The following is a 22,497-nucleotide window of genomic DNA, read 5'->3' on the forward strand; positions in this document are numbered from 1 at the left end:
GAAGCTGATCTTTTTTGTCCGAACAGCGTTCGGATTAATTTTACAATCTACCAAATGAGCAAAAATTAAAATTACTTTTTTATCCTCCACATACTGAAATCAGAAAATACCTTGATCTTTTCTCAGTTTCGGATAAATCACATGTAGAAATTGTTGATACAAACGAAAAAACCGTGCAGGAAGCAATTTTGGAAAGCAAAATGATGATAACTGATTATTCTAGTGTCGCTTTTGACTTTGCATTTTTGCATAAACCGGTTTTATACTTTCATTTTGATTATCAAGCCTATCGCGCTAATCACTACCAACAGGGCTATTTCGAGTATAAAAAGGATGGATTTGGTCCGATTTTTGAAACCACTGAGGCTGTCGTGGAAGAAATAAAAAAAGCAAGTAAAAATAAGTTTAAATTATCGAATAAATATTTAGATAGAATAGACAGAACTTTTGACTTGTTTGATGATCATAACTCGGAACGTTTGTTTTTGGTGTTGAAAAAGGAAGCAACAAAGCTGTAACGTAATTAATCTTTTTTCGCGATGTTAATCTTTTTTGTGGGAAAGGAACTTGTAGGTAAGTCTAATGTTGTCAATTGTATAAGACTGTAATGTGAGGAAAAATGCTGTATTTTATAATAATAATTATTAATGCTATATTTGCAGTACTGTTTAAAAAAGGTAAGTGGATTGCAGGGCTAAGCTTTTTGTATCTTGGAGCCTTATCAGGCCAAAGTGATTTAATAAATAATCGTGACACGATGAATTATTATTTTGACTATGTTCATATTGGGTCTGTGGGATATACGTCAAGATTTGAGTGGCTATATGTTGAACTTGAAAAAATTGGGCATGTTTTTAACTTGGATTATGGAACATTCCGAGTAATTGTAATGATTGCAGCTTATCTTTTATTCTTTTGGATGCTAAGTATTCTTGTGGATAATGTTTCTCTATTTTACGTTGTTTTTTCGATTTTTTCGTTTCCTCTGGAAGCGACACAGATTAGAACTTTCCTAATGTTTGTTTTAGTACTTACTGCAATTGCGCTACTTAAAGTTAACTTCAAAGGATCCCAACTATTAGCAATGGTGGCTGCGATTTTGGCGCCAGGATTTCATTCTATTGGGTATTTTTTTACGATTGCTGTGTTTTTAACTATTTTTCTAACTGCTAAGTATGAGTCGCTCTTAATTAAGTGGTTACCTAAAGTTTCGATAGTAGGAACTATTGTAATTCTCATTCCGGGACTGTCTGGTAGAGTTGGGATCCTTTTGTCGAGGGTCTTCGGAACTATTTCGTCTAATCAAACTGCTGCTGAAAATGTTGCAGTAAGGTTTAACGATAGTTCTACATTGTTTACAATTGCACTAGCCACTGTTTATTTTCTAATATATTTTACCTTGAAGAAAAGTTTTTGGGTTGATAGCACAAAGATTGTAGTTAATAACACAAAATCGAAATTATTGAATTTTGATTTTATAACTGCGTTCCTAACATTTTCGGTTCCTTTTTTGGGCATATCAGGACAATATCAGAGAATTCTAAGATATGGTGTATTATTAATGGTTTTAGAATGGATTGCTCTTTTTGAAAAAAGAAAGACTATAAATTATATTAGATCAAAGGGCGAATTGCCTTCGATCCTTTTTTTCCTATTAATTTTGAGTTCAATGATTTTGTTTTATGGACTGTATGGTAATGGTAGCCCATTTATAAAGACAATACCTTACATTATCAATTTCAATACAGGATATAGTGGATAAATGAACATAAAAAAAGGAATAACGAATTCTTGGACCATGCTTGCGACAACGACGTTGACATTGTTGCTAATGTTTCTTCAAAGATCTTTTTTTATAAGAAATTTAGGCGAAACAGCATTAGGTCTAAACAGTTTGTTTAACAGTATACTGAGCGCAATTTCTATAGCTGATGTTGGCTTAGATACTGTTTTGGTTTTTGTCTTATTTAAACCTTTAGAGGAACGAAATAGCGATAAAATCACCGCATTATTAAATTTCATCAAAAAAATTTATTTATCGGTTGCAGCGATTATTTTTATTGTTGGCCTGATCGTAATTCCACTTTTACCTTATATAATCCATGGGCGTAATGTGACACGCTATGTTGTAATAATTTATCTTCTCTACTTGGTTAACACAATTCTTACCTATACTTTTGCTGAATATAGAGTCTTCTTAAATGCGAATCAGCAGAGTTATGTTGTTTCAATCGTGACGGCAATCGTAACAGTTTTGATGACATTGTTACAGATTATTGCACTAGTAGTCTTTAAATCATTTGTAGTTTTCGAGCTAATTCAAATCTTGGCTACAGTGGCCATGGGAGTTTGCTTTTGGATCTATGTTCGAAAAAGAGTCAGTTTAAAGAAAAGCAATGTAGTTATTTCGTCAGCCGATAAAAAGACAATTTTGATGAACGGCATCGGAGGATTATCTAATCGAATTGGGACCTTTGTTGTTTTTGGTAGTGACAGTGTTTTATTAAGTATTTTCAGTAACTTAGTTAATGTTGCCAGATACTCTAATTATATGATGATTATCAATGCTGCTGTTAGTATTGTGATGAAGTCCGTCAGTGCAATGATGCCTTCTATCGGACATCAAGTGGTTCAACAAGATAGTGCCGAGCGAACGACTATGTTTGAAACTTTTAATCATGTCATTTTTTCAATTTCATTTACTATCTTTGGCATTTTTTTGTTAAACGTAAATTATTTTATCGGATTATGGATTGGAAAAAATCAAATTCTTAATATGGGTATTACAACGTTATTGTCTGTAAATCTACTCATTCGCTTAGCTCGCCTTGGACCTCTAAATTACATTGATGCTTTGGGGCTTCAATGGCAGCAAAGGTGGAAGCCAATTGTTGAAGCTGTCGTGAACCTAACTGCTTCTCTACTACTGCTAAGTTTTTTCAAATTAGGATTACTTGGTATTCTTTTGGGCACGCTTATTAGTAATTTAACAACAGTTGTCTGGATGGAGCCTAAGGTTGTTTTTCAAAATGGAGTTGATCTAAGTAGGAATTATTTTGTTATTGTTATTCGTTTCTTAATTCTGGTGGTGGCATGCCTAGGATTTTATTTCTATTTTGGAAATATTCCTTCAAAACTGACAGTTCCTGACTTTATTATGCGCGGATTCATATCTTCAATAATTGTGATAATGCTTACCATGATTGAATTCTTAACCAGTAAAGACGGTATTGGTTTTTTGAAGAAATTGAAAAAAGGATAACTTTCTATGAAAAAAGTATTAATTGTTGGAATGACCCGCAATCAGGGTGGAATTGAAACCTTTGTTAAAAATATTGTTGAAGGAATGATCAGAGCGGACAAGTATCAATTTTACATTCTAGATACTACAAATAACTCGATTGCCTATGAAGAAGAACTAAATCGACTTAAGCAAGTTAAGATTATTAAGAGGCAGTATCCGAGTGGCACGTTTGCTCTTTTTAAGAGACATTCGTTGGCTACACGATTGATGAAGGAATTTAGATTTGATATCGTGCATATTCAGGCGAATAATTTGAATGCCACTTATTGGGCGAAAATTGCTTATAAGTGTGGCGTCAAGAAAATAATAGTTCATTCTCATAACACAATGAACGGACATTTTGGATTTCTCAAGGGTCTGATTATAGATTTGTTAATGCCACTTCAAAGAAGATCACTGAGAAAACTAAGTGATCATGTTATTCGACTAGCTGCTAGTCGAGCTGCGGGCGAGTGGATGTTTCCTAACTCAAAATATCAAGTGATTCCAAATGGCGTGAATACTGATATATTTGAGTATTCTCAAGACGATAGAGAAGCTATGCGTAATCTTTATAATGTTCCGACGAATGCGAAAGTTATTGTCTTAGTTGGGCGTTTTTCTAATCAAAAGAACCAAGAGAGATTACTCACTATCTTCCAAATGATTAAGGAACATAATGACGATTACTTTTTATGGCTTGTAGGAACGGGAGAGAACTTCTCAGCTATTCAGCAGTCTGTTGCCGAAAACAAGCTATTATCCGGCTCTGTAGTGCTTCTTGGTGGGCAAAAAAATGTACAAAGGTTTCTATCTGCTGCGGATTTGACTATAATGCCGTCACTATATGAAGCATTACCATTTGCTATAATTGAAGCACAAGCCTCGGGAATTCCTGGATTAGTTTCATCTGAGGCTTTTTCTGAGGAAGCAAATCTTAATGGACTAATTAAGTGTTCGTTAGAAGATTCTGATGATGATTGGGCTGCCACTGCAATGCAGATTATCGATAATGAGCCAAAAGATGCGCAAGAGTACATGAACTTAAGAAGAGATAGAAATGATAATGTCGCTAAATCAGGCTTTTCTGTTGATGCCACAATTACACGCATGCTTGAAATATACCAATAAGTAATTTTACTTTACAGGTTTGGGAGATTTTTTTAACTCATGTTAATACAGAATGTAACGCGGTCAATTCTATTTGGATTGACCTTTTTTGATTTCTGAATGTGGTTAGTTTGGATAAAAAATGCTGAGAATCGTAAAAAACTATAGTTACTGCTATTAAATATTCAAATTTTATTGCTAATATCTTCGAATTGATTGTTAGAGTTTTACCTAACAATGATGCAACAGTTGAGACATTTTGTTTCAAGGTGTCTGGGAGATCTTTAGCATTGGCTTATAATAGTCAAGGTGACCGAGATAGCTCTTTTGCTTTCATGTAAATTAAAAATGGTATTGGTTATTCACCAACACCGGAAATTTTATAGTCGAAGTTATTCAAAGGTTAAATTTAGATAGTGGTAATTTAATTGATATGAAGAATCCAATTAAGCACCCAAACGCGTTATTAATCAAATCATCCCCAGCCACGCTTCTTCCCAACCCAACAATCTGATCCAGCAAAAACTGTCCACTTTCATTCATCAATCCAATACCAAGCGCCACACCAAAGACCACCTTCCAAGAGGTGGTCTTTTTGCTGAATAAAGCAAAATAAACCCCAGCGGGGAAAGTTATCAAAACGTTGAAAAACTGTTGAGAATCCAACACTTGATAAGGTTTTAAAATCACAATTGCCCGACCGATAGTGGTGTACTGATAATGAAAGTGACTAAATGACAATGGGAATAACGCGGGCATGAACACTAAGGTCAGGGCACACAAAGCGTATATATTGGCGCTTACAACGGTTACGCGCTGTTGCCAAGTATATCTGTGCCACGGACGCCAATAGCGCTGGTAGAAGCGTTGAAAGACAATGAGGATTAGTAGTAAGGGGATGAATTTAATTAGCATAATAATTTCCTAAGCATGTGGCATTGTTGTGACGTGTTTAAACGTGTCAAAGTAATCGAAGATTTGCTCAATGGAGGTCGCGTTGACCATTAACTTTAAATCGCTAATTGGCAAAAAGTCGGCTTGCGCAGCGTCGACAAACCACTGCCACAGAGAGTCGTAAAAGTGATCGATATTAAATAGCGCAATTGGCTTTGTATGAATATCGATTTTACTCCAGGACAGCATGGTGCCAAGTTCTTCAAAAGTACCAAAGCCGCCAGGCAGCACGATGAAGGCATCGGACATTTCGAGCATCGTTTCCTTACGTTCATCCATGGTGTCGACTTCAACAAGGTCGGTTAAATCATGACTTTCAGTACTGATCTTCTTTAAAAAGCGGGGCATGATGCCAGTCACTTTACCACCGGCAGCGATGGTTGCGTTGGCAACGGTGCCCATTAAGCCATCGGAGGAGCCGCCATAGATTAAACGAATCTGATGATCAGCCAGAAAAGCGCCGAGTTGTGCCGCTTGTACACTGTATTCTGGATGACTACCAGGTAACGAACCACAAAAGACGCATAGTGAATTGATTTTTGTCATGATTAAAGCCTCCTCAATTGCCTTAGTATAGCACGTAGAATATGAAATTTTCCCAAATCAAAAAGCGTTGGAACTGGCTGTTCCAACGCTTTTAATATTGATATATTTAGTCTTTCTTCGGACCGCCGATGTTATAGTCATCGGCGCTCATTGCTTCAACGTTTCCAAGGCGATACCCATTCCCAACCTGACTAAAGAAGTCATGGTTCGACGTCGATGTGGAAATCCCATTCATAACAACGGGGTTCACATCTTCGGCGGTATCTGGGAACAAGGGGTCTTGTCCCAAGTTCATCAGTGCCTTATTGGCATTGTAACGAATGAACTTCAAGACATCGTCAGACCAGCCAACCTTGTCATAAACGAGATGGGTGTACTTTTCTTCGTTATCATACAAGTAGTACAAAAAGTCATACATCCAGTCCTTTAGTTCTTGTTGCTGGTTGTCAGTCAGTTGCTTCATGGCCAACTGGAACTTGTAGCCAATGTAGGTTCCGTGAACGGATTCGTCCCGCAAGATCAACTTGATGATTTCGGCGACGTTGTTCAGTTTGTTGTGGCCCAAGTAGTACAGGGGTGTATAGAAACCAGAGTAGAACAAGAACGTTTCCAGGAACACACTGGAGATCTTTTTCTTTAAGGGATTACCGTCGTCATGGTACAAGCCATAAATTCGTTTAGCCTTGTTTTGTAACAGGTCTTCAGAATCACTCCAATCGAAAATTTCGTCGATTTCATCAGGGGTGTTCAATGTTTCGAAGATAGTTGAGTAACTCTTAGCATGGACAGACTCCATGAACTGAATGTTGTTCAACACGGCGGTTTCATGTTTGGTACGCACGTCCCGACGTAAGGCGGCCATCCCGTCTTGTGATTGTAACGTATCCAGTAGCGTTAAACCACCGAAGACGTGACCGACGACCCATTTATGATCGTCGTCTAAGGTGCGCCAGTCGTCCATGTCATTTGAGACGGGAATCCGGGTGTCTAACCAGAATTGCTCAGTCAGCTTTTCCCAGGTTGCTTTATCGATTTCATCAGACACTTGGTTCCAGTTAATGGCTTTATAATTGCCGTTTTCCATGATGTGCTCCTCGTTTCTGTCAGGTGAGATTAGATACTGCAGCTTTCACATTCGTTGGCACCAACTTCACCATCATTATCGGTGAAAGTTCGTACATAGTAAACGGACTTACAGCCCTTTTTCCAAGCATAATTCCGCAGAATGTTCAGATCCCGGGTCGTCATCTTGTTGGTGCGACCATCTTTCCATTCGTATAAACCTTCTGGCATGGTCGAACGCATAAAGAAAGTCAAAGCCATCCCTTGGTCGATATGTTCTTGGGCCGTAGCGTAAACGTCAACGACTTTCCGCATATCGGTGTCATAAGCTGACTGATAATAAGGTAGCGTGTCGTTTGATAAGTATGGCGCTGGATAGTAAATCTTACCGATCTTCTTTTCTTGGCGTTCTTCAATCCGGTTGACGATTGGGTTCAAACTGGCAGTTGTGTCATTGATGTAAGAAATCGAGCCATTGGGCGCAATGGCCATCCGGTTTTGGTGATACAAACCATCCTTCATAACAGCTGCTTTCAGTTCTGCCCAATCTTTAGTGGTTGGAATGAAGATATCAGCGAATTGTTGCTTAACGGTTTCGCTATCTGGTGCCCAAGACTGGCTAGTGTATTTGTCGAAGTAACTACCAGTTGCGTAGTCAGACTTGTCAAAGCCAACGAATGTTTCATGACGTTCACGTGCGATATCATTTGAAGCCTTTAGTGACCAGTAGTTAAGCAGCATGAAGTAAACCTTAGTGAAATCGAGTGAATCTGCATCACCATAGTGCATATGGTTCTTAGCAAAGTAGGCGTGTAAGCCCATGGCACCAAGGCCAATGGCGTGGCTTTCGTTGTTTCCGTGTTGCACACTTGGCACAACGTCGATGTTACTGTGATCTGTGACATAGGTTAATGCACGAACCATGGCACTGACAGAGTGTCCAAAGTCAGGGGAGGCCATCAGGTTAACGATGTTTGTTGATCCGAGGTTACAGCTAACATCTTTACCGAAAACATCGTATTCTTGCTTGTTGTTAATCTTAGAAGGCGTCATGACCTGTAGGATTTCAGAACACAGGTTACTCATGATGATTTTTCCAGCAATTGGGTTGTGTAAGTTGGCGGTGTCGATGTTAACGACGTAAGGATAGCCAGATTCTTGTTGAAGCTTGCTGATTTCTGTTTCTAATGTCCGGGCGCGAATCTTTTGCTTGGCGATGTTCGGATTGGCGACTAGCTTGTCGTATTCTTTGGTAATGTCGACGTATGAGAAAGGTTCGCCGTATTCTTTTTCGACACTTTGTGGTGAGAAAAGGTACATATCTTCATCAGCAGCGACGAGTTCGTAAAACTTATCAGGAATAGTGACACCAAGAGAAAGTGTCTTAACCCGGACTTTTTCGTCGGCGTTTTCTTTTTTAGCACCGAGGAAAGCGACGATGTCTGGATGGAAAACAGATAGGTACACAACACCGGCACCTTGACGTTGGCCTAACTGGTTGGAATAAGAGAAGGAGTCCTCTAGTAATTTCATTACTGGAACGACACCAGAGGCAGCGTTAGCGATCCCTTTGATTGGTGCGCCGGCTTCCCGAAGGTTGGAAAGGTTAATGCCGACCCCGCCACCGATACGTGATAACTGGAGGGCGGAGTTGATGCCACGCCCAATCGCGTTCATATCATCTGTCATTTGTAAGACGAAACAAGAAACAAGTTCACCACGGCGGGCACGGCCAGCGTTTAAGAAGCTCGGCGTTGCGGGTTGATAACGTTGGTGCACAATTTCGTCGGCTAAATCCATGGCGAGTTGTTCGTTTCCGTCTGCGAAGAATAAGGCATTCATTGCAACACGGTCGATGAAGTTTTCTAAGTATAGTTGGTTGTCGTTGGTGCGTAGACCATACTGCGCATAAAATTTGTATGCGGCCATGAAGGTCTTAAACTGAAAGTTTTGCGCCTTCAAGTAGTCGTACAGTTTTTCGACAAACGCAAAGTCATATTGTTCAAAAAAAGCACGTTCGATGTAATTGTTATCCAGCAGGTAGTCAAAGCGTTCGCGTAAAGATGCAAATTGTTTCGTGTTCGGTTGCACGTTTTCGCTCAGGAAAGCGGCGAGCGCTTCCTTATCCTTGTTCAACGGAATCTGTCCGTTAACGGGGATGTTGATCTCATTATTAAGGTCGTAATAGGTAACGTCCTTTAAGTCTTTTAAGGCCATATTGAAGTTCCTTCCCGGATTTTGAATAAAAGAAAAGACGCACGCAAACGCTCACGTGCGTCTGAGCAGAATTATAAGGTTAGGCGAGTTGTGCTAACACATCAGGACGAAAACCAGAAACGGCAGCGACGCCATCGGCATCAACGACGGGCATTGCTTGGAAGCCACGTCCCTTTAAGTAGTCGATTAATTCTGGGTGTTGGTTGATATTCTTTTCTTCGAAGTCAACGTTGTGTGCGTCAAGAAAACGCTTTGTCATCTTGCATTGAATACAGTTATCCTTGGTAAAAACAATTACTTTAGCCATGTTGGCCACATCCTCTCAAAAGCTATGCCATAAATTTATTGATGACCTAAGTATAGTGGGTGTAAACCAAAATGCAACAAAAAAACACCATATCCTGTGGCACTTTTTCAAAGTAGCCACTAGATATGGTGTTACATCAAGCTTTGTTAAATTTAATTTCTTTTCGGTTACACAAGCGCGTAAAATGCACGTATGATGTAACCAGAAACGAGGGTCTAATTTAGATGGATAATAATCATTATTATACGCCGAATCCTGATGTTGTACATGACGAAATGTCATGGGAATTTCAATTGGGTGGGCATAATTTACGCTTCACAACGGACAATGCGGTCTTCTCAAAACGCACGGTTGACTACGGTTCACGCGTTTTACTGGCAGCGTTTAACAACGACCACGTTCCGTCAGGTGACTTTTTGGATTTAGGTTGTGGCTACGGTCCAATTGGATTAACAGTCGCTTTAGAAAATCCGGACCGAACTGTCGACATGGTGGACGTGAATGAGCGCGCGCTTGGTTTAGCACAACGCAATGCACAACAAAATCGAATTGAGAATGTACATGTGTTTCAATCAGATCGTTACGACAATGTGACCAAGCAGTACGCGGCTATTTTAACGAACCCGCCTGTTCGCGCCGGCAAAGATGTGGTCACCGATATGTTACGCGGTGCGAAAACACATTTGGTTAGTGGGGGAACGTTAACGGTGGTCCTACAAAAAAAACAAGGTGCCCCATCTGCAAAGAAGCTTATGACCGACACCTTTGGTAATTGCGAGATCATTAAAAAAGATAAAGGCTACTATATCTTGGAGTCAGTAAATGACTAACGACAAGCAGACGCTGACTGACGCACAAGTCGAGTGGGCGATGGCAGCCGCATTACAAGAGGCGGCCATCGCTGGTAGTGTTGGCGAAGTACCGATTGGGGCCGTCGTTATCCATGATGGTGAAATTGTTGGACGCGGGTATAACTTACGTGAGCATGCGCAGGATGCAACAATGCACGCGGAGATTATGGCCATCAGTGAAGCAAACCGTACGTTAAACACGTGGCGGTTGGAAGACTGTCAGTTATTTGTGACGATTGAGCCATGCCCCATGTGCAGTGGTGCCATCATCAATGCGCGCATTCCTGAAGTGTATTTCGGTGCTCGTGACCCGAAAGCCGGCACTGTACGATCACTGTATCAATTGTTAGAAGACGATCGTTTCAATCATCGTGTCACCGTCCATGAAGGCATCGAAGAACAAGCGGCCGCCGATTTGATGAAGAACTTTTTTAAAGCAATTCGGCAAGGACGTGGTAAAGCAAAACCACGTGGCGGTCAGAAACTTTAGGCAAAACGGTGGTCTTTTTTCATTAAGTAGCGTAGTATATCTAATTGCCGAAAGGCCATGAGGCAAGGTTACCCTCACGAATTGTGTCAGGACCGGAAGGTAGCAGCACTAAGTTTGTGGTGGTCTGTGCTTCATGTTTAATAGATAATTAGGGAGTTCGTTGACGGGGAGACTTGTTGACGGGCTTTTTTGGTGGGGAAAGATGGGGCGGAGAAAAACAAACCAAACCAAACAGGGTAGGCCTCGGTGGTGGAAACGTGTTCACCAATCCTGGACTCTGTGCCCAACTGGCCGACCGTCCAGGGCTAAAGCCCTTACCGCCCTGTCAGTTGGTGCTCAAGTCCAAAACGGATTGGTTCACACTCTTAACTGAAACGTGTTCGCCAGCCCTGTCTACTGCGCATTGCCTAGCCGCCGGTTATGGGCCAAGAGCGCCCACAACCACCGTCTTTGCAATTGCTCGTAGCCAACCCGGGCTGGCTCACACTCTTTTATTTTAGTATACTGTTTACAGACTTTTCTTTCGGAAACAGACGGTCGGTCTTACGACTGTGCAAAGGAGCACGCATGAGTTATCAAGCCCTTTATCGGGTATGGCGGCCACAGCGATTTGATGAAATCGTTGGGCAGGCGGTCATCACCCAAACTTTAAAAAATGCCATTATCACGCAGCAGACCAGTCACGCGTATCTTTTTTGTGGTCCACGAGGGACGGGGAAAACATCTGCGGCAAAGATTTTTGCCAAAGCGATTAACTGTCCGAACCAAGTGGATGGTGAACCTTGTAATCACTGCGAAATTTGTGAAGCCATTACAGCCGGGCAATTAAACGATGTCATCGAAATCGACGCCGCTTCGAACAACGGGGTTGAAGAGATTCGCGACATCCGTGACAAGGCGAAGTACGTACCCACACAAGCGACTTACAAAATTTACATCATTGATGAAGTCCATATGTTATCAACGGGTGCCTTTAATGCACTGTTGAAAACTTTGGAAGAACCGCCAGCTAACGTGATCTTTATCTTAGCCACGACGGAACCACACAAAATTCCGGCAACCATCATTTCACGGACGCAACGGTTTGATTTCAAACGCATCAATGCACAGGAAGCCTTCGACCGCATGGTGTTCATCCTGAATGAAAAGCAGGTATCCTTTGAGGAAAATGCGCTTCGGGTCATCGCCAACGCGGCGGAAGGTGGAATGCGAGATGCGTTGAGTATTCTGGATCAAACCTTGTCCTTTGGTGATAACGAGGTTACGCTGGCGAATGCGTTGCTAGTGACTGGGAGTGTCACGGAAGGGCTACTGGCAGACTACGTTAAACAGGTGGTTGACCATGAGACGACTGTTGGTTTGGCAGCCTTGCAAAAGGTTCTAGATGATGGCAAAGATGCTGGGCGGTTCGTTGAAGATTTAATCAGTTATGTACGTGATTTGCTGTTATATCAAGAAGCACCGGACATGGTGACTGGTAGCGATGTCACTAATGATGCGTTCAAAACATTGAGCCAAGCGACTAGTCCAGATGTGTTCTATCAGATGATCAACACGTTAAATGAAGTGTCGGCACAGTTACGTTTCACGACTCACCCAGATGTCTATTTGGAAGTGTTGACGGTCAAATTAGCGCAGATTTATCCAAGTCAGGAACAGGCTGGAGCCACCACGTCTACTGGCACTGGTTCGGCTGATTTAACAGTGCTTCAACAACAGATTCAAGGGCTCAAAGAACAGTTGGCAAGCTTAACTACCGCTGCACCAGTGGTACAGGCACAACCGGCTAGATCGGCAGCAGTGAGCGTTCCAGCTGCTAGTGCAGAGAGTCAAGCCGCCACACCAAAGGCAGCCAAGGCACCGGTTCAAAAGGCAGCATCACACACGAGTAATTCGGTTAATCTCAGTAAGCTGTATCCAATCCTGCGAGCAGCGACAAAGCATGATTTAGATGCTATGCGTGAGGTATGGAATGATTTATTAGACACATTACCAATTACGCAAAAAGCGTTAATGAAGGTTGCCAAGCCCGTGGCTGCTAGTGGCGCAGGCGTCATTGTTTCCTTTAGTTATGAATTTTTCTTTGATAAAGCGGTCAGTGACGACGAGCTGCGGCAGACTCTGGAACAAAATCTGAATCGCTTAACTGGTGAAACACCAGTCGTTTTATTTGTACCAGAGGACCAATGGCCGAAGATCAGAAAGGACTTTCTGACAGACCACAAAGATGAACTGGCTGGAAACGCGGATAATGCTGAGACGCCAGCAGCAGTCAGTGAAACAGCAATTAATGAACCAGACAATCCAGTGGTAACGAAAGCACAGGAGTTGTTTGGTGCTGATAACATTACAATTCAAAATGATTAACAATTAAATGGAGGAACCAACTTATGATGGGTGGAAACATGCAACAATTAATGCGCCAGGCGCAGAAGATGCAAAAACAAATGCAGGCAGATCAAGAAAAGCTGAATGCAAGTACCTTTACCGGTAAAGCACCAGATGATATGGTCACGGTAACCGCAACAGGAACGCATCAACTGACAGATTTAGTTATTAATCCAGCTGCCATTGACCCAGATGATCCTGACATGTTGTCAGACATGATCTTAGCTGCTGTGAATGATGCGATGACACAAATTGATAAGACAACTGAAAGTACGATGGGCAAGTATGGCCGCGGCTTAGGGATGTAACGACGAGGTAAACAATGGATTATCCGGAACCAATTGCACAATTAATTGAAAGCTACATGAAGCTCCCTGGGATTGGTGCAAAAACGGCGACCAGATTGGCGTTTTATACTATTGATATGGACGGGGATGATGTGACTGGTTTTGCTAAGTCATTGATTTCGGCAAAGCGGGATCTACACTTTTGTTCGATTTGTGGCAATATCACTGAAGATGATCCTTGTGTCATTTGTGCTGATAAAACGCGTGATCAGAGCACAATTCTAGTTGTTGAGGAACCTAAGGACATTATGTCCATGGAATCCATGCGTGAATATCACGGGTTGTACCATGTTCTTCATGGTGTGTTGTCACCAATTGAAGGTAAGGGACCAGAAGATATCAATATCACAAGTTTGGTAAAGCGGCTGCAAGAGCATGATGAAGTCAAAGAAGTGATTGTCGCAACCAATGCGACGCCAGAAGGTGAAGCTACCGCAATGTATTTATCACGGTTGATTAAGCCAGCCGGTATTAAAGTGACACGTTTAGCCCATGGCTTATCCGTTGGATCAGACATTGATTACGCGGATGAAGTGACTTTGTTAAAGGCCGTTGAAGGTCGGACAGAAATTTAATGAGGCAGAAGAATGTTTTTCTTTAAGAAAGAACCACCTGTGCGGTCACAATACAACGCCGTTTTGCTAGACGATATTGATACTGCTAAACGGAGTTGGAACCGGGCGGCAGAAACAGAAGAAGCAGTTGTTGATGAAGGCGATGGGCGTGAGTTAACGGCCCAATCTGAGCTTGAACGACAAAAATATATGTTATTATTCCGCGAAGCAAAACAGCGAAACGTACGTGGCCGGTTACAGCCATCAGTTTTTGATAAGTAATTTTTTGGGTGCTGCCGTTGCAAGAATGTAACAATGCTGCTTAAATGCAGTATTAGCAACGGATTGACAGGTGCTAAGCGGAGCTGTAAACGAATTTTTATAAAAGTGAAAGTTTTTTTATGGCATAATAATATAGTTACTGTCGTCTTTGGACCGTACAGTAAGTAGGACAATGCAAATTTTCTAGGTACACGGAAGGGATTTGAACATGGACCAAAACATTAGCCTTGCGCGGGCAGTAGGTATTATTCGAAAACATTTAGTTGCAATTATCATTTGGGGAATCTTGCTCGGAGTAGGTGCCTGGAGTGTTGCCACGTTTGTGATGACACCAAAGTACAGTGCTGAAGCACAGCTGTTGGTTAACCGGAAGAATGATACGACGCCAAATGGTGCTCAATACGCGGACCAACAGGCTGATATTCAAATGATTACTACATATAAAGACATCATCACAAACCAAGTGGTGTTGGAAAAAGTTAGTAATGAACTCGCCAACCCAGGACGTGAAGTCGTTAAGCCAGCAGTTAAAGCTAAGTACGAACGAGATGTTACCGGTCATAAAGTGCTAGTTCGGGCCGCTGAACCAGCAGTGACTAAATCTAGTTCTGCAAAGGCTTACGATGTACCTGCAGGTCAATTAAAAAAGATGATTGGTATTTCTAACCAACAAAACTCACAAGTGTTCGCTGTGTCTGTTAAAGCAAACGATCCTAAAGAAGCAGCACGGATCGCAAACTTAACAGCCCAAGTTTTTAAAAAGCGGATTAAAGACATCATGTCTGTTAACAACGTGACGATTGTTTCGAAGGCTGTTGAAAATCCTAACAAGGTTGCACCACGGACCACATTATTAACGGCTGCCGGTTTATTGGCCGGTCTCTTAATTGGTCTGACCTATGCCTTTGTTCGTGAATTGACTGACCGGACCGTTAAGGATGAATCATACTTAGCTGAAACGCTTGACCTAACCAACTTAGGTCACGTTAGCCGGATTACGTCAGCTGGTCGTTTGACTGGCTCACACCGTATTTCAAGTCACGGAGATGAAAACTTATCCCGAGGCAGTTCACGACGCACATCTAGCCGTGTGTAGTTAGGAGAGAAAACTAATGGCATTATTCCATCGCAATAAAAAGAAACTTTCAGAAGACACCATGTTAAACGGTGCCAAAATGATTACTGCTTTGCACCCAAAGGCAGTTGTATCAGAACAATTCAGAACGATTCGGACCAATATTGAATTTGCTTCTGTTGATCGTGCCATCAAGACAGTGACATTTACGTCGGCCGATGCCAGTGAAGGTAAGTCAACTGTTTCCGCTAACGTTGCCGTTACGTGGGCACAACAAGGGAAAAAGGTGTTATTCGTTGACGCCGATTTACGACGTCCGACCGTTCATTCAACGTTTGGACTATCGAACACACAAGGGCTTAGTACCTTATTAACTATGGAAAAAACAGAGAATTTCTCTGAATTTGTTCAGGAATCACCAATTGATAACTTATCCGTGATTACCAGTGGACCAGTTCCACCGAACCCATCAGAATTATTGAACTCACACCGGATGGACACCTTTATCAGTAAGGCACGGGAATTCTTTGACATGGTTGTCTTCGATGTGCCACCAATGCTGACTGTTACTGATGCACAGTTATTGACTGCCAAAGTTGATGGTGTGATCCTAGTAGTTCGTTTTGGTGTTACCAACAAGGCTGCCATTACGCGGACTAAGGAATTACTAGACTTAGCACATGCTAATTTACTCGGTTATGTGATGAACGATGCTACCGGTGACGCCGCTGGTAGTGGCTATGGTTACGGCTATGGATATGGCTACGGTTATGGCTATGGAAAGACGGAAGACAAGAAAGAGGGCTAATCATGGCAGTTGTCGATTTGCATTGTCATCTTTTACCACAGTTAGATGATGGTTCTAAAAGTCTGGAAATCTCACTTGAATTAGCAAATGATGCCGTCAACAATGGTGTTACGCATGCATTGTTAACCCCCCACCACATGAATGGGGTGTACGTAAATCATAAAGCAGATGTCTTAGAAGAGACTGCTGCCTTTGCTGATCAATTGGCACTTAATGGGATTGACCTAAAGGTTTTTCCAGGCCAAGAAGTCCGTATTAACGGTGAACTACTGAATGCAATTGATAACGATGATATCCTTTATGCCGACGAAACGAAGAAGTATTTGATGCTCGAGTTTCCCGACAACGATGTGCCGCACTACACGAAATCCATGATTTATGAAGTGGAACAACGTGGTGTGACCCCTGTAATTGTCCATCCAGAACGTAACGCCGCCATTTTGGCAAAGCCAGAGTTGTTGCTGGAATTGATTACCGCCGGCTGTTTGGCACAGTTGACCGCTAGCAGCTATGTCGGAACTTTTGGCAAAAAGGTCGAAAAGTTCAGTCATGATTTGATTGCTGCTGGACAGGTTAATGTGTTAGCATCTGATGCGCATCATTTACCAGGACGTAAGTATGAAATGCGCGAAGCGTTCGACAAACTGCGCCATGAGTTTGGTGAGGAGCGTGCAACATTGTTTGAACAAAGCGCGGAGGATATCTTGAATGGAAATCCGGTCGAACGCGTGAATATTCAACCTGTGGCGCAAAAAAGGCATCGGTTCTTTGGTAGATAAATTATGATAATACGTGAGGCTGGGGCAAAAATCATTTTTGTTCTTAGCCTTTTTTCTTTGGAAAATTTTAGCCTCAAAATGACAGACTAAAAAATAGTTTAAATTTTGTCTGAATCGTTAACACTTGCGTTAGACAGAAGAATATTTCTAACGTACAATAAATATATTGACGTTATAGGGGAGTTTTGAATTGTGGGAACGGGCTTACTGATTACCTTTGAAGGACCAGATGGCGCTGGCAAGACGAGCGTTTTAAATACTTTATTTACAGATTACACGCGCCGCTTAGGTAGTAAGCTTGTGACCACCCGTGAACCGGGCGGTAATAAGATTTCTGAGGCGATTCGCAGCATTATCATGGATCAAGCTAACGTTGAGATGGATGCACGTACCGAAGCACTGCTGTTTGCAGCGGCTCGACGGCAGCATCTGATGCAGACAGTTCGACCAGCATTGAATGATGGCAAGATCGTCTTTTCTGACCGGTATGTCGACAGTTCGATTGCGTATCAGGGGGCTGGTCGAAATATCGGTGAACAGGCGGTGGCAGACATGAATCAGTTTGCGACAGAAGGGCTTACACCTGACTTGACGGTGTACTTCGATGTCCCATCTGAAGTTGGCTTAGCACGGATTCATCAATACCGTAGTAACGAAATCAATCGTCTCGATGATGAGGAGCTGTCATTTCATCAACGCGTACGACAAGCGTATTTAAAGCTAGTTGCAGCGCATCCAGAACGCATCGTTGTCGTCGATGCTACGCAGTCATTTGATGACGTTGTGCATGCGACAAACGCGGTGTTGGTTGATCGTTTCCCAGGATTATTCAATTAAAAGGAGTGAACGCTTATGAAAATGATTGTTGCGATTGTGCAGGATAAAGATAGTAATCGGTTAAGTAACCAGTTCATTGAACAAAATATTCGGGCCACTAAGTTATCTACAACCGGTGGATTTTTACGTTCAGGGAACACCACATTTTTGATTGGGATCGAAGATGAACGTGTAGATGAAGTCATGGCGTTGATTAAAGAAACGTCACATACGCGTGATCAATTCATGACGCCACCTGTTAACATGGATGTATCGATGGATCAGACAGCATCTTACCCAGTTGAAGTGACTGTCGGTGGTGCGACTTGTTTTGTCCTACCTGTGGAAGCTTTCCAGCAGTTCTAACCTGTCACAAAGTCTTAAATGAGGCGTTATGCAAACTAAAAATGAAGTCTTAGTTAATGCTGAACATCGACAACCTGTCCTTGTTCAGCATTTTCAAAATGTAATTGAAAATAACGAACTTGCCCACGCATACCTATTCACTGGGGCTACAGGCAGCGGTAAAGAAGAGCTGGCCATGTGGATTGCCATGCGGCTTTTTTGTCGTAACGTGCAAGATGGACAGCCTTGTGGCGTGTGCGATGAATGCACGCGGATCGCTGCACATGAGCATCCAGATGTACTGATTGTCGAACCAGACGGTAACTCGATAAAAGTTGATCAAGTGCGCTTTTTGAAAGCTGAATTTACCAAGAGTGGTGTTGAAGGGAATCAAAAGATTTTCATCATCGCCGGTGCCGAAACGATGACTGCTAGTGCTGCGAACTCGTTGCTTAAATTTCTAGAGGAACCAAGTGGGAGTATCAACGCCTTTTTATTAGCCAGTAATCCGAACTTATTGCTGCCGACGGTAATTTCACGAACGCAAGAAGTTGAAATGCAACCGTTGGCCGCTGGTGAGTTGCAACAGCAATTCATCGATGCAGGGGTGCCACAACATTTATTACCGTTGGTTACGCGGTTGACACATAGTCCAGCAGAGGCAACCGATTGGTTAACGGATGACTGGCTGGGACAAGCGGCAACGAGCATGTGGCAATGGTTGAGTCAGTTACTGAAACCTGACCTGATGGCGTTCCCCACGGTGGCGACAGCGCTTATGCCACTAGCCAAGGATCGATCTCGTCAGCGCACTTTATTAGATATCATGGTGGCCGGATTGCGTGACGCCTTGCTAGAAAATATTCACGAAGAAAATTTTACAGCGAGTTTTCCAAGTCACAGCAAGGAAGTAACCGATTTAACGAACGGCTACACCAAAAACCAACTCGTCGAAATTACCGATTTAGGGTTACAATCAAAACAGCTGCTTGAGCGAAACGTTAGCTTTCAAAACGTCATGGAATCCTTGACCCTAAAGGTATTCGACGTGCTTTCGCCCAGCAAATGATACGTTAACGACAGGAAACCGGCGGAGGGACAATTGTGGATAAACGACAAACCATGCTAAACGATTTTGATCATTTACAAGACCAGGCGAGTGATATTTTGACACAACTGGCTGCTTTGAAGGTGCAGGTGACGACCCTGTCTGAAGAAAATGCTGAATTGACCGTTGAAAACCAACATTTACGCGAACTGTTGGGTGAGGATAATGGTAGCGATGAAGCAAAGCGTTTATCCAAATCATTACAAAACTTAGAACGCTTGTATGAAGCTGGCTTCCACGTTTGCCGCGAATTTTACGGGCAACGGCGTGAAGAACATGATTCATGTGCGTTCTGTTTGGAATTGATCTACGGTGAACGCGAACGTGCGAGTAAAGCAAGCTAAGGGGCAAAAGAATTAATGACGATAACGAGCCAGCAAAGTTTTGGACAGCATGACAGTGGCACCTTATATTTAGTGCCAACGCCAATCGGCAATCTGCAAGATATGACCTATCGCGCAGTTGAAACACTGCAAAATGTTGATTTGATTGCTGCTGAAGATACTAGAAACACGCAAAAGTTACTGAATAACTTTGACATTACAACAAAGCAAATTAGTTTCCATGAGCACAACACGCAGGAGCGCATTCCCGAGCTATTGGCTAAGCTGCAGTCTGGTATGGATTTAGCACAGGTGAGTGATGCAGGCATGCCATCAATCAGCGATCCAGGAACGGAACTCGTGGCCGCTGCGGTGGATGCTGGTGTGCCAGTTGTGCCGCTTCCAGGTGCAAATGCCGGTTTGACGGCGTTAATTGCCAGTGGACTGGTGCCACAGCCATTTTACTTTTACGGCTTTTTAAATCGTAAGCTCAGTGAACAAAAGCTCGAATTGGCGGCTTTAGCGCAGCATGAAGAAACCGTCATTTTATATGAAGCACCACATCGCCTGAAAAAGACGTTAGTGGCTATTCAAGTGGCCGTTGGCGATGATCGTCAAATTGTCTTGTGTCGAGAATTAACCAAGCGCTTTGAAGAGTTTGTCCGTGGTACGGCTGCTGAAGTTGTGCAATGGGCGACTGATAATCAGCCGCGGGGTGAGTTCGTGGTGTTAATTAGCGGAAACCCCGACCCACAGACGGCAGCAGACGAACGTGATACCCGTTTGGATCTGAGTGTTGAAGCACATGTGGCCGCCGTCATTGATGACGGATTGAAAACAAATGATGCCATTAAACAGGTTGCGAAGGCGCGTGGACTCCGTAAACAAGACGTTTACGCAGCGTATCACCACTTAGATGAGGCGAAATCATGACAGAAAATCGGCGTTTTGAGGAACCACATGAAGTTCACTATTATGAAACTGATGTCTCTGGAAAGATTACATTAGCGATGATGATTAACCTGTTGGTGCGAGTGTCCTATGATCAAGCGGATGCCTTAGGCGTTGGAACAGATTACATGCTTGCGAACAATCAAGGTTGGGTCATCACGCAATATGAAATTAACATTACGCGAATGCCAGCTGAACACGAACATGTGCGGATGGTTACGGAAGCAACGTCGAATAATCGATACTTCGCCTTTCGTCAGTTCTGGTTGTACGATGAACACGATGAAGAATTAGCGCAAGTACAGTCTATTTGCGTAGTGATGGATCAAACGACGCGTAAAATGGTGTCAATTCCAGATTCGTCGATTGCACCTTATGCATCTGATGTCGTTAATCGGATTCCGCGACTGAAACGGCCCGGCCGAATCACCGATACGGATAACGTCACGAGTAAAGACTACCAGGTGCGCTATTTTGATCTCGACAGTAACCACCATGTAAATAACGCGCATTACTTTGACTGGTTGATGGATGCCTTGGACGCGGAATTTTTAAATCAACATACGTTGCAACACGTGGCGATTCGGTTTGAAAATGAGGTGCAGTATGGGCATGTCGTGACGAGTACGGTGACAGAGCCTGTCACGACTGCTGATGGTTTGGTCACGACAAAGCACAAGATTAGTGCAGGTACTGATCAATATGCGGAGGCAGAACTGACTTGGCGAGTGAGTTAAGTAGTGAAACCGTTTTTATTCACGTTTTAAAATATGCTATGATAAGAACACTAATCGAAGTGGAGGATGAAACATGTCAATTTTAGTTGCAGGTGGGGCTGGTTACGTCGGCTCACACATGGTTGACCGTTTAATTGAAAAGGGATTTGACGTGGTTGTCGTTGATAATTTATCAACTGGCCACCGCAAGGCAATTAATGCCAATGCACACTTTTACGAAGGGGATACCCGTGACCGCGACTTTTTGACGGATGTTTTCAAGAAGGAATCAATTGATGGTGTCATTCATATGGATGCATTTTCAATTGTTCCTGAATCCATGAAGGATCCACTGAAGTACTTTGATAACAACGTTTATGGCATGATCACGTTACTTGAAGTGATGCATGAACAAGGCTGTAAGCGGATGATTTTCTCATCCACTGCGGCAACTTATGGTCGTCCAGAACGGACACCAATTCATGAAGCAGACCACAAGGAACCAATTAACCCTTATGGTGAAAGTAAGCTGATCATGGAACACATGATTCGTTGGTGTGATGAAGCATATGGTATCAAATGGGTTGCCTTACGTTACTTCAATGCAGCTGGTGCGAAAGCTGATGGCTCAATTGGTGAAGATCACCATCCAGAGACACATTTATTACCAATCGTCTTGCAAACTGCCTTAGGCGAACGTGACCACATCGACATGTATGGTGACGATTACGATACACCAGATGGTACCAATGTCCGTGACTATGTTCATATTTTAGACTTAGCCGATGCGCACATTCTGGCTTTGAAGTACCTTGAAGAAGGCAACGACAGCCGTGCATTTAATTTAGGCTCATCAACTGGTTTCTCCGTTAAAGAAATGGTTGAAGCAGCTCGGGAAGTGACTGGCAAAGAAATCCCTGCTAAAGTGGCACCTCGGCGCCCTGGGGATCCTGATTCATTAGTCGCCGACTCAACTGATGCACGGAAAATTCTTGGCTGGGCACCACAGTATGATGATGTTCACGACATCATTAAGACCGCATGGGCTTGGACACAGAGTCATCCACATGGTTACGAAGACCGCTAGTCGTTAGCAGCCGGGCTTTGCTTTGTCCTCCATCGCCAGGTCATTAGCAAGTTCGCTTCGCTCACCGTCGACCAGATGCGACACCTTACCACTACGGG

Annotated in this window: 24 protein-coding genes, 1 other RNA gene and 1 pseudogene; 21 read left to right on the forward strand and 5 right to left on the reverse strand. The window is 42.8% G+C overall.

The features are described from left to right. Window positions 1-89: 89 nt before the first annotated feature. The 4 genes and pseudogenes from IV55_RS02660 to IV55_RS02675 all read left to right on the forward strand — a co-directional run. Window positions 90-518 (forward strand): annotated as a pseudogene (locus IV55_RS02660) (CDP-glycerol glycerophosphotransferase family protein); the annotation flags it as partial. Window positions 519-619: 101 nt separating this feature from the next. Next, window positions 620-1,762 carry an EpsG family protein gene (locus tag IV55_RS02665; RefSeq protein WP_057809097.1) on the forward strand — a complete coding sequence of 381 codons (1,143 nt, stop codon included), beginning with the start codon at window positions 620-622 and terminating at the stop codon, window positions 1,760-1,762. Next, complete coding sequence (locus tag IV55_RS02670) at window positions 1,763-3,262, forward strand: lipopolysaccharide biosynthesis protein (protein WP_057809099.1); 1,500 nt, start codon at window positions 1,763-1,765, stop codon at window positions 3,260-3,262. It begins immediately after the preceding gene. A 6-nt stretch (window positions 3,263-3,268) separates the two neighbouring features. Continuing rightward, window positions 3,269-4,414, forward strand: a complete 1,146-nt coding sequence (locus IV55_RS02675; RefSeq protein ID WP_057809101.1) for a glycosyltransferase — start codon at window positions 3,269-3,271, stop codon at window positions 4,412-4,414. A gap of 375 nt (window positions 4,415-4,789) precedes the next feature. On the opposite strand, the gene IV55_RS02680 is transcribed toward IV55_RS02675, so the two are convergent. The 5 genes from IV55_RS02680 to nrdH form a co-directional block, all read right to left on the reverse strand. Beyond that, window positions 4,790-5,308 (reverse strand): VanZ family protein, encoded by a 519-nt coding sequence (locus IV55_RS02680; RefSeq protein ID WP_057809103.1) that lies wholly within the window; start codon window positions 5,306-5,308, stop codon window positions 4,790-4,792. Between the two features lie 9 nt (window positions 5,309-5,317). Then, the gene (locus IV55_RS02685; protein ID WP_057809105.1) at window positions 5,318-5,893 is read right to left on the reverse strand and encodes an LOG family protein; all 576 of its coding nucleotides are present in this window, start codon (window positions 5,891-5,893) and stop codon (window positions 5,318-5,320) included. 106 nt (window positions 5,894-5,999) lie between these two features. Continuing rightward, window positions 6,000-6,977: a class 1b ribonucleoside-diphosphate reductase subunit beta gene (gene nrdF, locus IV55_RS02690; RefSeq protein WP_057809107.1), complete on the reverse strand. Its 978-nt coding sequence runs from the start codon at window positions 6,975-6,977 to the stop codon at window positions 6,000-6,002. Between the two features lie 29 nt (window positions 6,978-7,006). Continuing rightward, the gene (nrdE, locus tag IV55_RS02695) at window positions 7,007-9,172 is read right to left on the reverse strand and encodes a class 1b ribonucleoside-diphosphate reductase subunit alpha (protein ID WP_057809109.1); all 2,166 of its coding nucleotides are present in this window, start codon (window positions 9,170-9,172) and stop codon (window positions 7,007-7,009) included. A gap of 79 nt (window positions 9,173-9,251) precedes the next feature. Then, window positions 9,252-9,479: a glutaredoxin-like protein NrdH gene (gene nrdH, locus IV55_RS02700; protein ID WP_057809111.1), complete on the reverse strand. Its 228-nt coding sequence runs from the start codon at window positions 9,477-9,479 to the stop codon at window positions 9,252-9,254. A gap of 224 nt (window positions 9,480-9,703) precedes the next feature. On the opposite strand from nrdH, the gene IV55_RS02705 reads away from it, so the two are divergent. The 17 genes from IV55_RS02705 to galE all read left to right on the forward strand — a co-directional run bounded on the left by IV55_RS02705 (window position 9,704) and on the right by galE (window position 22,399). Next, entirely contained in the window at window positions 9,704-10,309 is a 606-nt protein-coding gene (locus tag IV55_RS02705) for a class I SAM-dependent methyltransferase (protein ID WP_057809113.1), read from the forward strand. Next, window positions 10,302-10,820 (forward strand): nucleoside deaminase, encoded by a 519-nt coding sequence (locus tag IV55_RS02710; RefSeq protein WP_057809116.1) that lies wholly within the window; start codon window positions 10,302-10,304, stop codon window positions 10,818-10,820. The genes IV55_RS02705 and IV55_RS02710 overlap by 8 nt, the downstream gene beginning before the upstream one ends. A gap of 54 nt (window positions 10,821-10,874) precedes the next feature. Further along, an RNA gene (gene ffs / locus IV55_RS10145) (signal recognition particle sRNA small type) lies at window positions 10,875-10,961 on the forward strand. A 426-nt stretch (window positions 10,962-11,387) separates the two neighbouring features. Then, window positions 11,388-13,187 carry a DNA polymerase III subunit gamma/tau gene (gene dnaX, locus IV55_RS02720; RefSeq protein WP_057809120.1) on the forward strand — a complete coding sequence of 600 codons (1,800 nt, stop codon included), beginning with the start codon at window positions 11,388-11,390 and terminating at the stop codon, window positions 13,185-13,187. Window positions 13,188-13,210: 23 nt separating this feature from the next. Further along, window positions 13,211-13,516, forward strand: a complete 306-nt coding sequence (locus IV55_RS02725) for a YbaB/EbfC family nucleoid-associated protein (RefSeq protein WP_057809122.1) — start codon at window positions 13,211-13,213, stop codon at window positions 13,514-13,516. A 14-nt stretch (window positions 13,517-13,530) separates the two neighbouring features. Next, a complete protein-coding gene (gene recR, locus IV55_RS02730; protein ID WP_057809124.1) occupies window positions 13,531-14,130 on the forward strand; it encodes a recombination mediator RecR in 600 nt (199 codons plus the stop codon). Window positions 14,131-14,142: 12 nt separating this feature from the next. After that, the gene (locus IV55_RS02735) at window positions 14,143-14,391 is read left to right on the forward strand and encodes a YaaL family protein (protein WP_057809127.1); all 249 of its coding nucleotides are present in this window, start codon (window positions 14,143-14,145) and stop codon (window positions 14,389-14,391) included. 208 nt (window positions 14,392-14,599) lie between these two features. Further along, window positions 14,600-15,487, forward strand: coding sequence for a YveK family protein (locus IV55_RS02740; protein WP_057809129.1), 888 nt, complete (start codon window positions 14,600-14,602; stop codon window positions 15,485-15,487). Window positions 15,488-15,503: 16 nt separating this feature from the next. Continuing rightward, the gene (locus IV55_RS02745) at window positions 15,504-16,274 is read left to right on the forward strand and encodes a CpsD/CapB family tyrosine-protein kinase (RefSeq protein WP_057809131.1); all 771 of its coding nucleotides are present in this window, start codon (window positions 15,504-15,506) and stop codon (window positions 16,272-16,274) included. Window positions 16,275-16,276: 2 nt separating this feature from the next. After that, window positions 16,277-17,053, forward strand: a complete 777-nt coding sequence (locus tag IV55_RS02750) for a tyrosine-protein phosphatase (protein ID WP_057809133.1) — start codon at window positions 16,277-16,279, stop codon at window positions 17,051-17,053. A 192-nt stretch (window positions 17,054-17,245) separates the two neighbouring features. Next, window positions 17,246-17,890, forward strand: coding sequence for a dTMP kinase (tmk, locus tag IV55_RS02755; RefSeq protein WP_057809135.1), 645 nt, complete (start codon window positions 17,246-17,248; stop codon window positions 17,888-17,890). Between the two features lie 15 nt (window positions 17,891-17,905). Further along, a complete protein-coding gene (locus IV55_RS02760; protein WP_057809137.1) occupies window positions 17,906-18,235 on the forward strand; it encodes a cyclic-di-AMP receptor in 330 nt (109 codons plus the stop codon). Between the two features lie 28 nt (window positions 18,236-18,263). Then, a complete protein-coding gene (holB, locus tag IV55_RS02765) occupies window positions 18,264-19,283 on the forward strand; it encodes a DNA polymerase III subunit delta' (RefSeq protein WP_057809139.1) in 1,020 nt (339 codons plus the stop codon). 35 nt (window positions 19,284-19,318) lie between these two features. After that, on the forward strand, window positions 19,319-19,666 hold the full coding sequence (locus IV55_RS02770) for a DNA replication initiation control protein YabA (protein WP_083483911.1): 348 nt from the start codon (window positions 19,319-19,321) through the stop codon (window positions 19,664-19,666). 21 nt (window positions 19,667-19,687) lie between these two features. Further along, window positions 19,688-20,578, forward strand: a complete 891-nt coding sequence (rsmI, locus tag IV55_RS02775; protein ID WP_371858872.1) for a 16S rRNA (cytidine(1402)-2'-O)-methyltransferase — start codon at window positions 19,688-19,690, stop codon at window positions 20,576-20,578. Further along, window positions 20,575-21,333: an acyl-[acyl-carrier-protein] thioesterase gene (locus tag IV55_RS02780; RefSeq protein ID WP_057809143.1), complete on the forward strand. Its 759-nt coding sequence runs from the start codon at window positions 20,575-20,577 to the stop codon at window positions 21,331-21,333. The genes rsmI and IV55_RS02780 overlap by 4 nt, the downstream gene beginning before the upstream one ends. A 73-nt stretch (window positions 21,334-21,406) precedes the next feature. Continuing rightward, window positions 21,407-22,399 (forward strand): UDP-glucose 4-epimerase GalE, encoded by a 993-nt coding sequence (gene galE, locus IV55_RS02785; protein WP_057809145.1) that lies wholly within the window; start codon window positions 21,407-21,409, stop codon window positions 22,397-22,399. Window positions 22,400-22,497 lie beyond the last annotated feature (98 nt).

The organism is Furfurilactobacillus siliginis, assembly GCF_001437435.1.
GTDB lineage: Bacteria > Bacillota > Bacilli > Lactobacillales > Lactobacillaceae > Furfurilactobacillus > Furfurilactobacillus siliginis.

Coding starts and splice junctions, on each gene's coding strand:
- IV55_RS02665 (WP_057809097.1), top strand. CDS start 620: ATGCTGTATTTTATAATAATAATTATTAATGCTATATTTGCAGTACTG.
- IV55_RS02670 (WP_057809099.1), top strand. CDS start 1,763: ATGAACATAAAAAAAGGAATAACGAATTCTTGGACCATGCTTGCGACA.
- IV55_RS02675 (WP_057809101.1), top strand. CDS start 3,269: ATGAAAAAAGTATTAATTGTTGGAATGACCCGCAATCAGGGTGGAATT.
- IV55_RS02680 (WP_057809103.1), bottom strand. CDS start 5,308: ATGCTAATTAAATTCATCCCCTTACTACTAATCCTCATTGTCTTTCAA.
- IV55_RS02685 (WP_057809105.1), bottom strand. CDS start 5,893: ATGACAAAAATCAATTCACTATGCGTCTTTTGTGGTTCGTTACCTGGT.
- nrdF (WP_057809107.1), bottom strand. CDS start 6,977: ATGGAAAACGGCAATTATAAAGCCATTAACTGGAACCAAGTGTCTGAT.
- nrdE (WP_057809109.1), bottom strand. CDS start 9,172: ATGGCCTTAAAAGACTTAAAGGACGTTACCTATTACGACCTTAATAAT.
- nrdH (WP_057809111.1), bottom strand. CDS start 9,479: ATGGCTAAAGTAATTGTTTTTACCAAGGATAACTGTATTCAATGCAAG.
- IV55_RS02705 (WP_057809113.1), top strand. CDS start 9,704: ATGGATAATAATCATTATTATACGCCGAATCCTGATGTTGTACATGAC.
- IV55_RS02710 (WP_057809116.1), top strand. CDS start 10,302: ATGACTAACGACAAGCAGACGCTGACTGACGCACAAGTCGAGTGGGCG.
- dnaX (WP_057809120.1), top strand. CDS start 11,388: ATGAGTTATCAAGCCCTTTATCGGGTATGGCGGCCACAGCGATTTGAT.
- IV55_RS02725 (WP_057809122.1), top strand. CDS start 13,211: ATGATGGGTGGAAACATGCAACAATTAATGCGCCAGGCGCAGAAGATG.
- recR (WP_057809124.1), top strand. CDS start 13,531: ATGGATTATCCGGAACCAATTGCACAATTAATTGAAAGCTACATGAAG.
- IV55_RS02735 (WP_057809127.1), top strand. CDS start 14,143: ATGTTTTTCTTTAAGAAAGAACCACCTGTGCGGTCACAATACAACGCC.
- IV55_RS02740 (WP_057809129.1), top strand. CDS start 14,600: ATGGACCAAAACATTAGCCTTGCGCGGGCAGTAGGTATTATTCGAAAA.
- IV55_RS02745 (WP_057809131.1), top strand. CDS start 15,504: ATGGCATTATTCCATCGCAATAAAAAGAAACTTTCAGAAGACACCATG.
- IV55_RS02750 (WP_057809133.1), top strand. CDS start 16,277: ATGGCAGTTGTCGATTTGCATTGTCATCTTTTACCACAGTTAGATGAT.
- IV55_RS02760 (WP_057809137.1), top strand. CDS start 17,906: ATGAAAATGATTGTTGCGATTGTGCAGGATAAAGATAGTAATCGGTTA.
- holB (WP_057809139.1), top strand. CDS start 18,264: ATGCAAACTAAAAATGAAGTCTTAGTTAATGCTGAACATCGACAACCT.
- IV55_RS02780 (WP_057809143.1), top strand. CDS start 20,575: ATGACAGAAAATCGGCGTTTTGAGGAACCACATGAAGTTCACTATTAT.
- galE (WP_057809145.1), top strand. CDS start 21,407: ATGTCAATTTTAGTTGCAGGTGGGGCTGGTTACGTCGGCTCACACATG.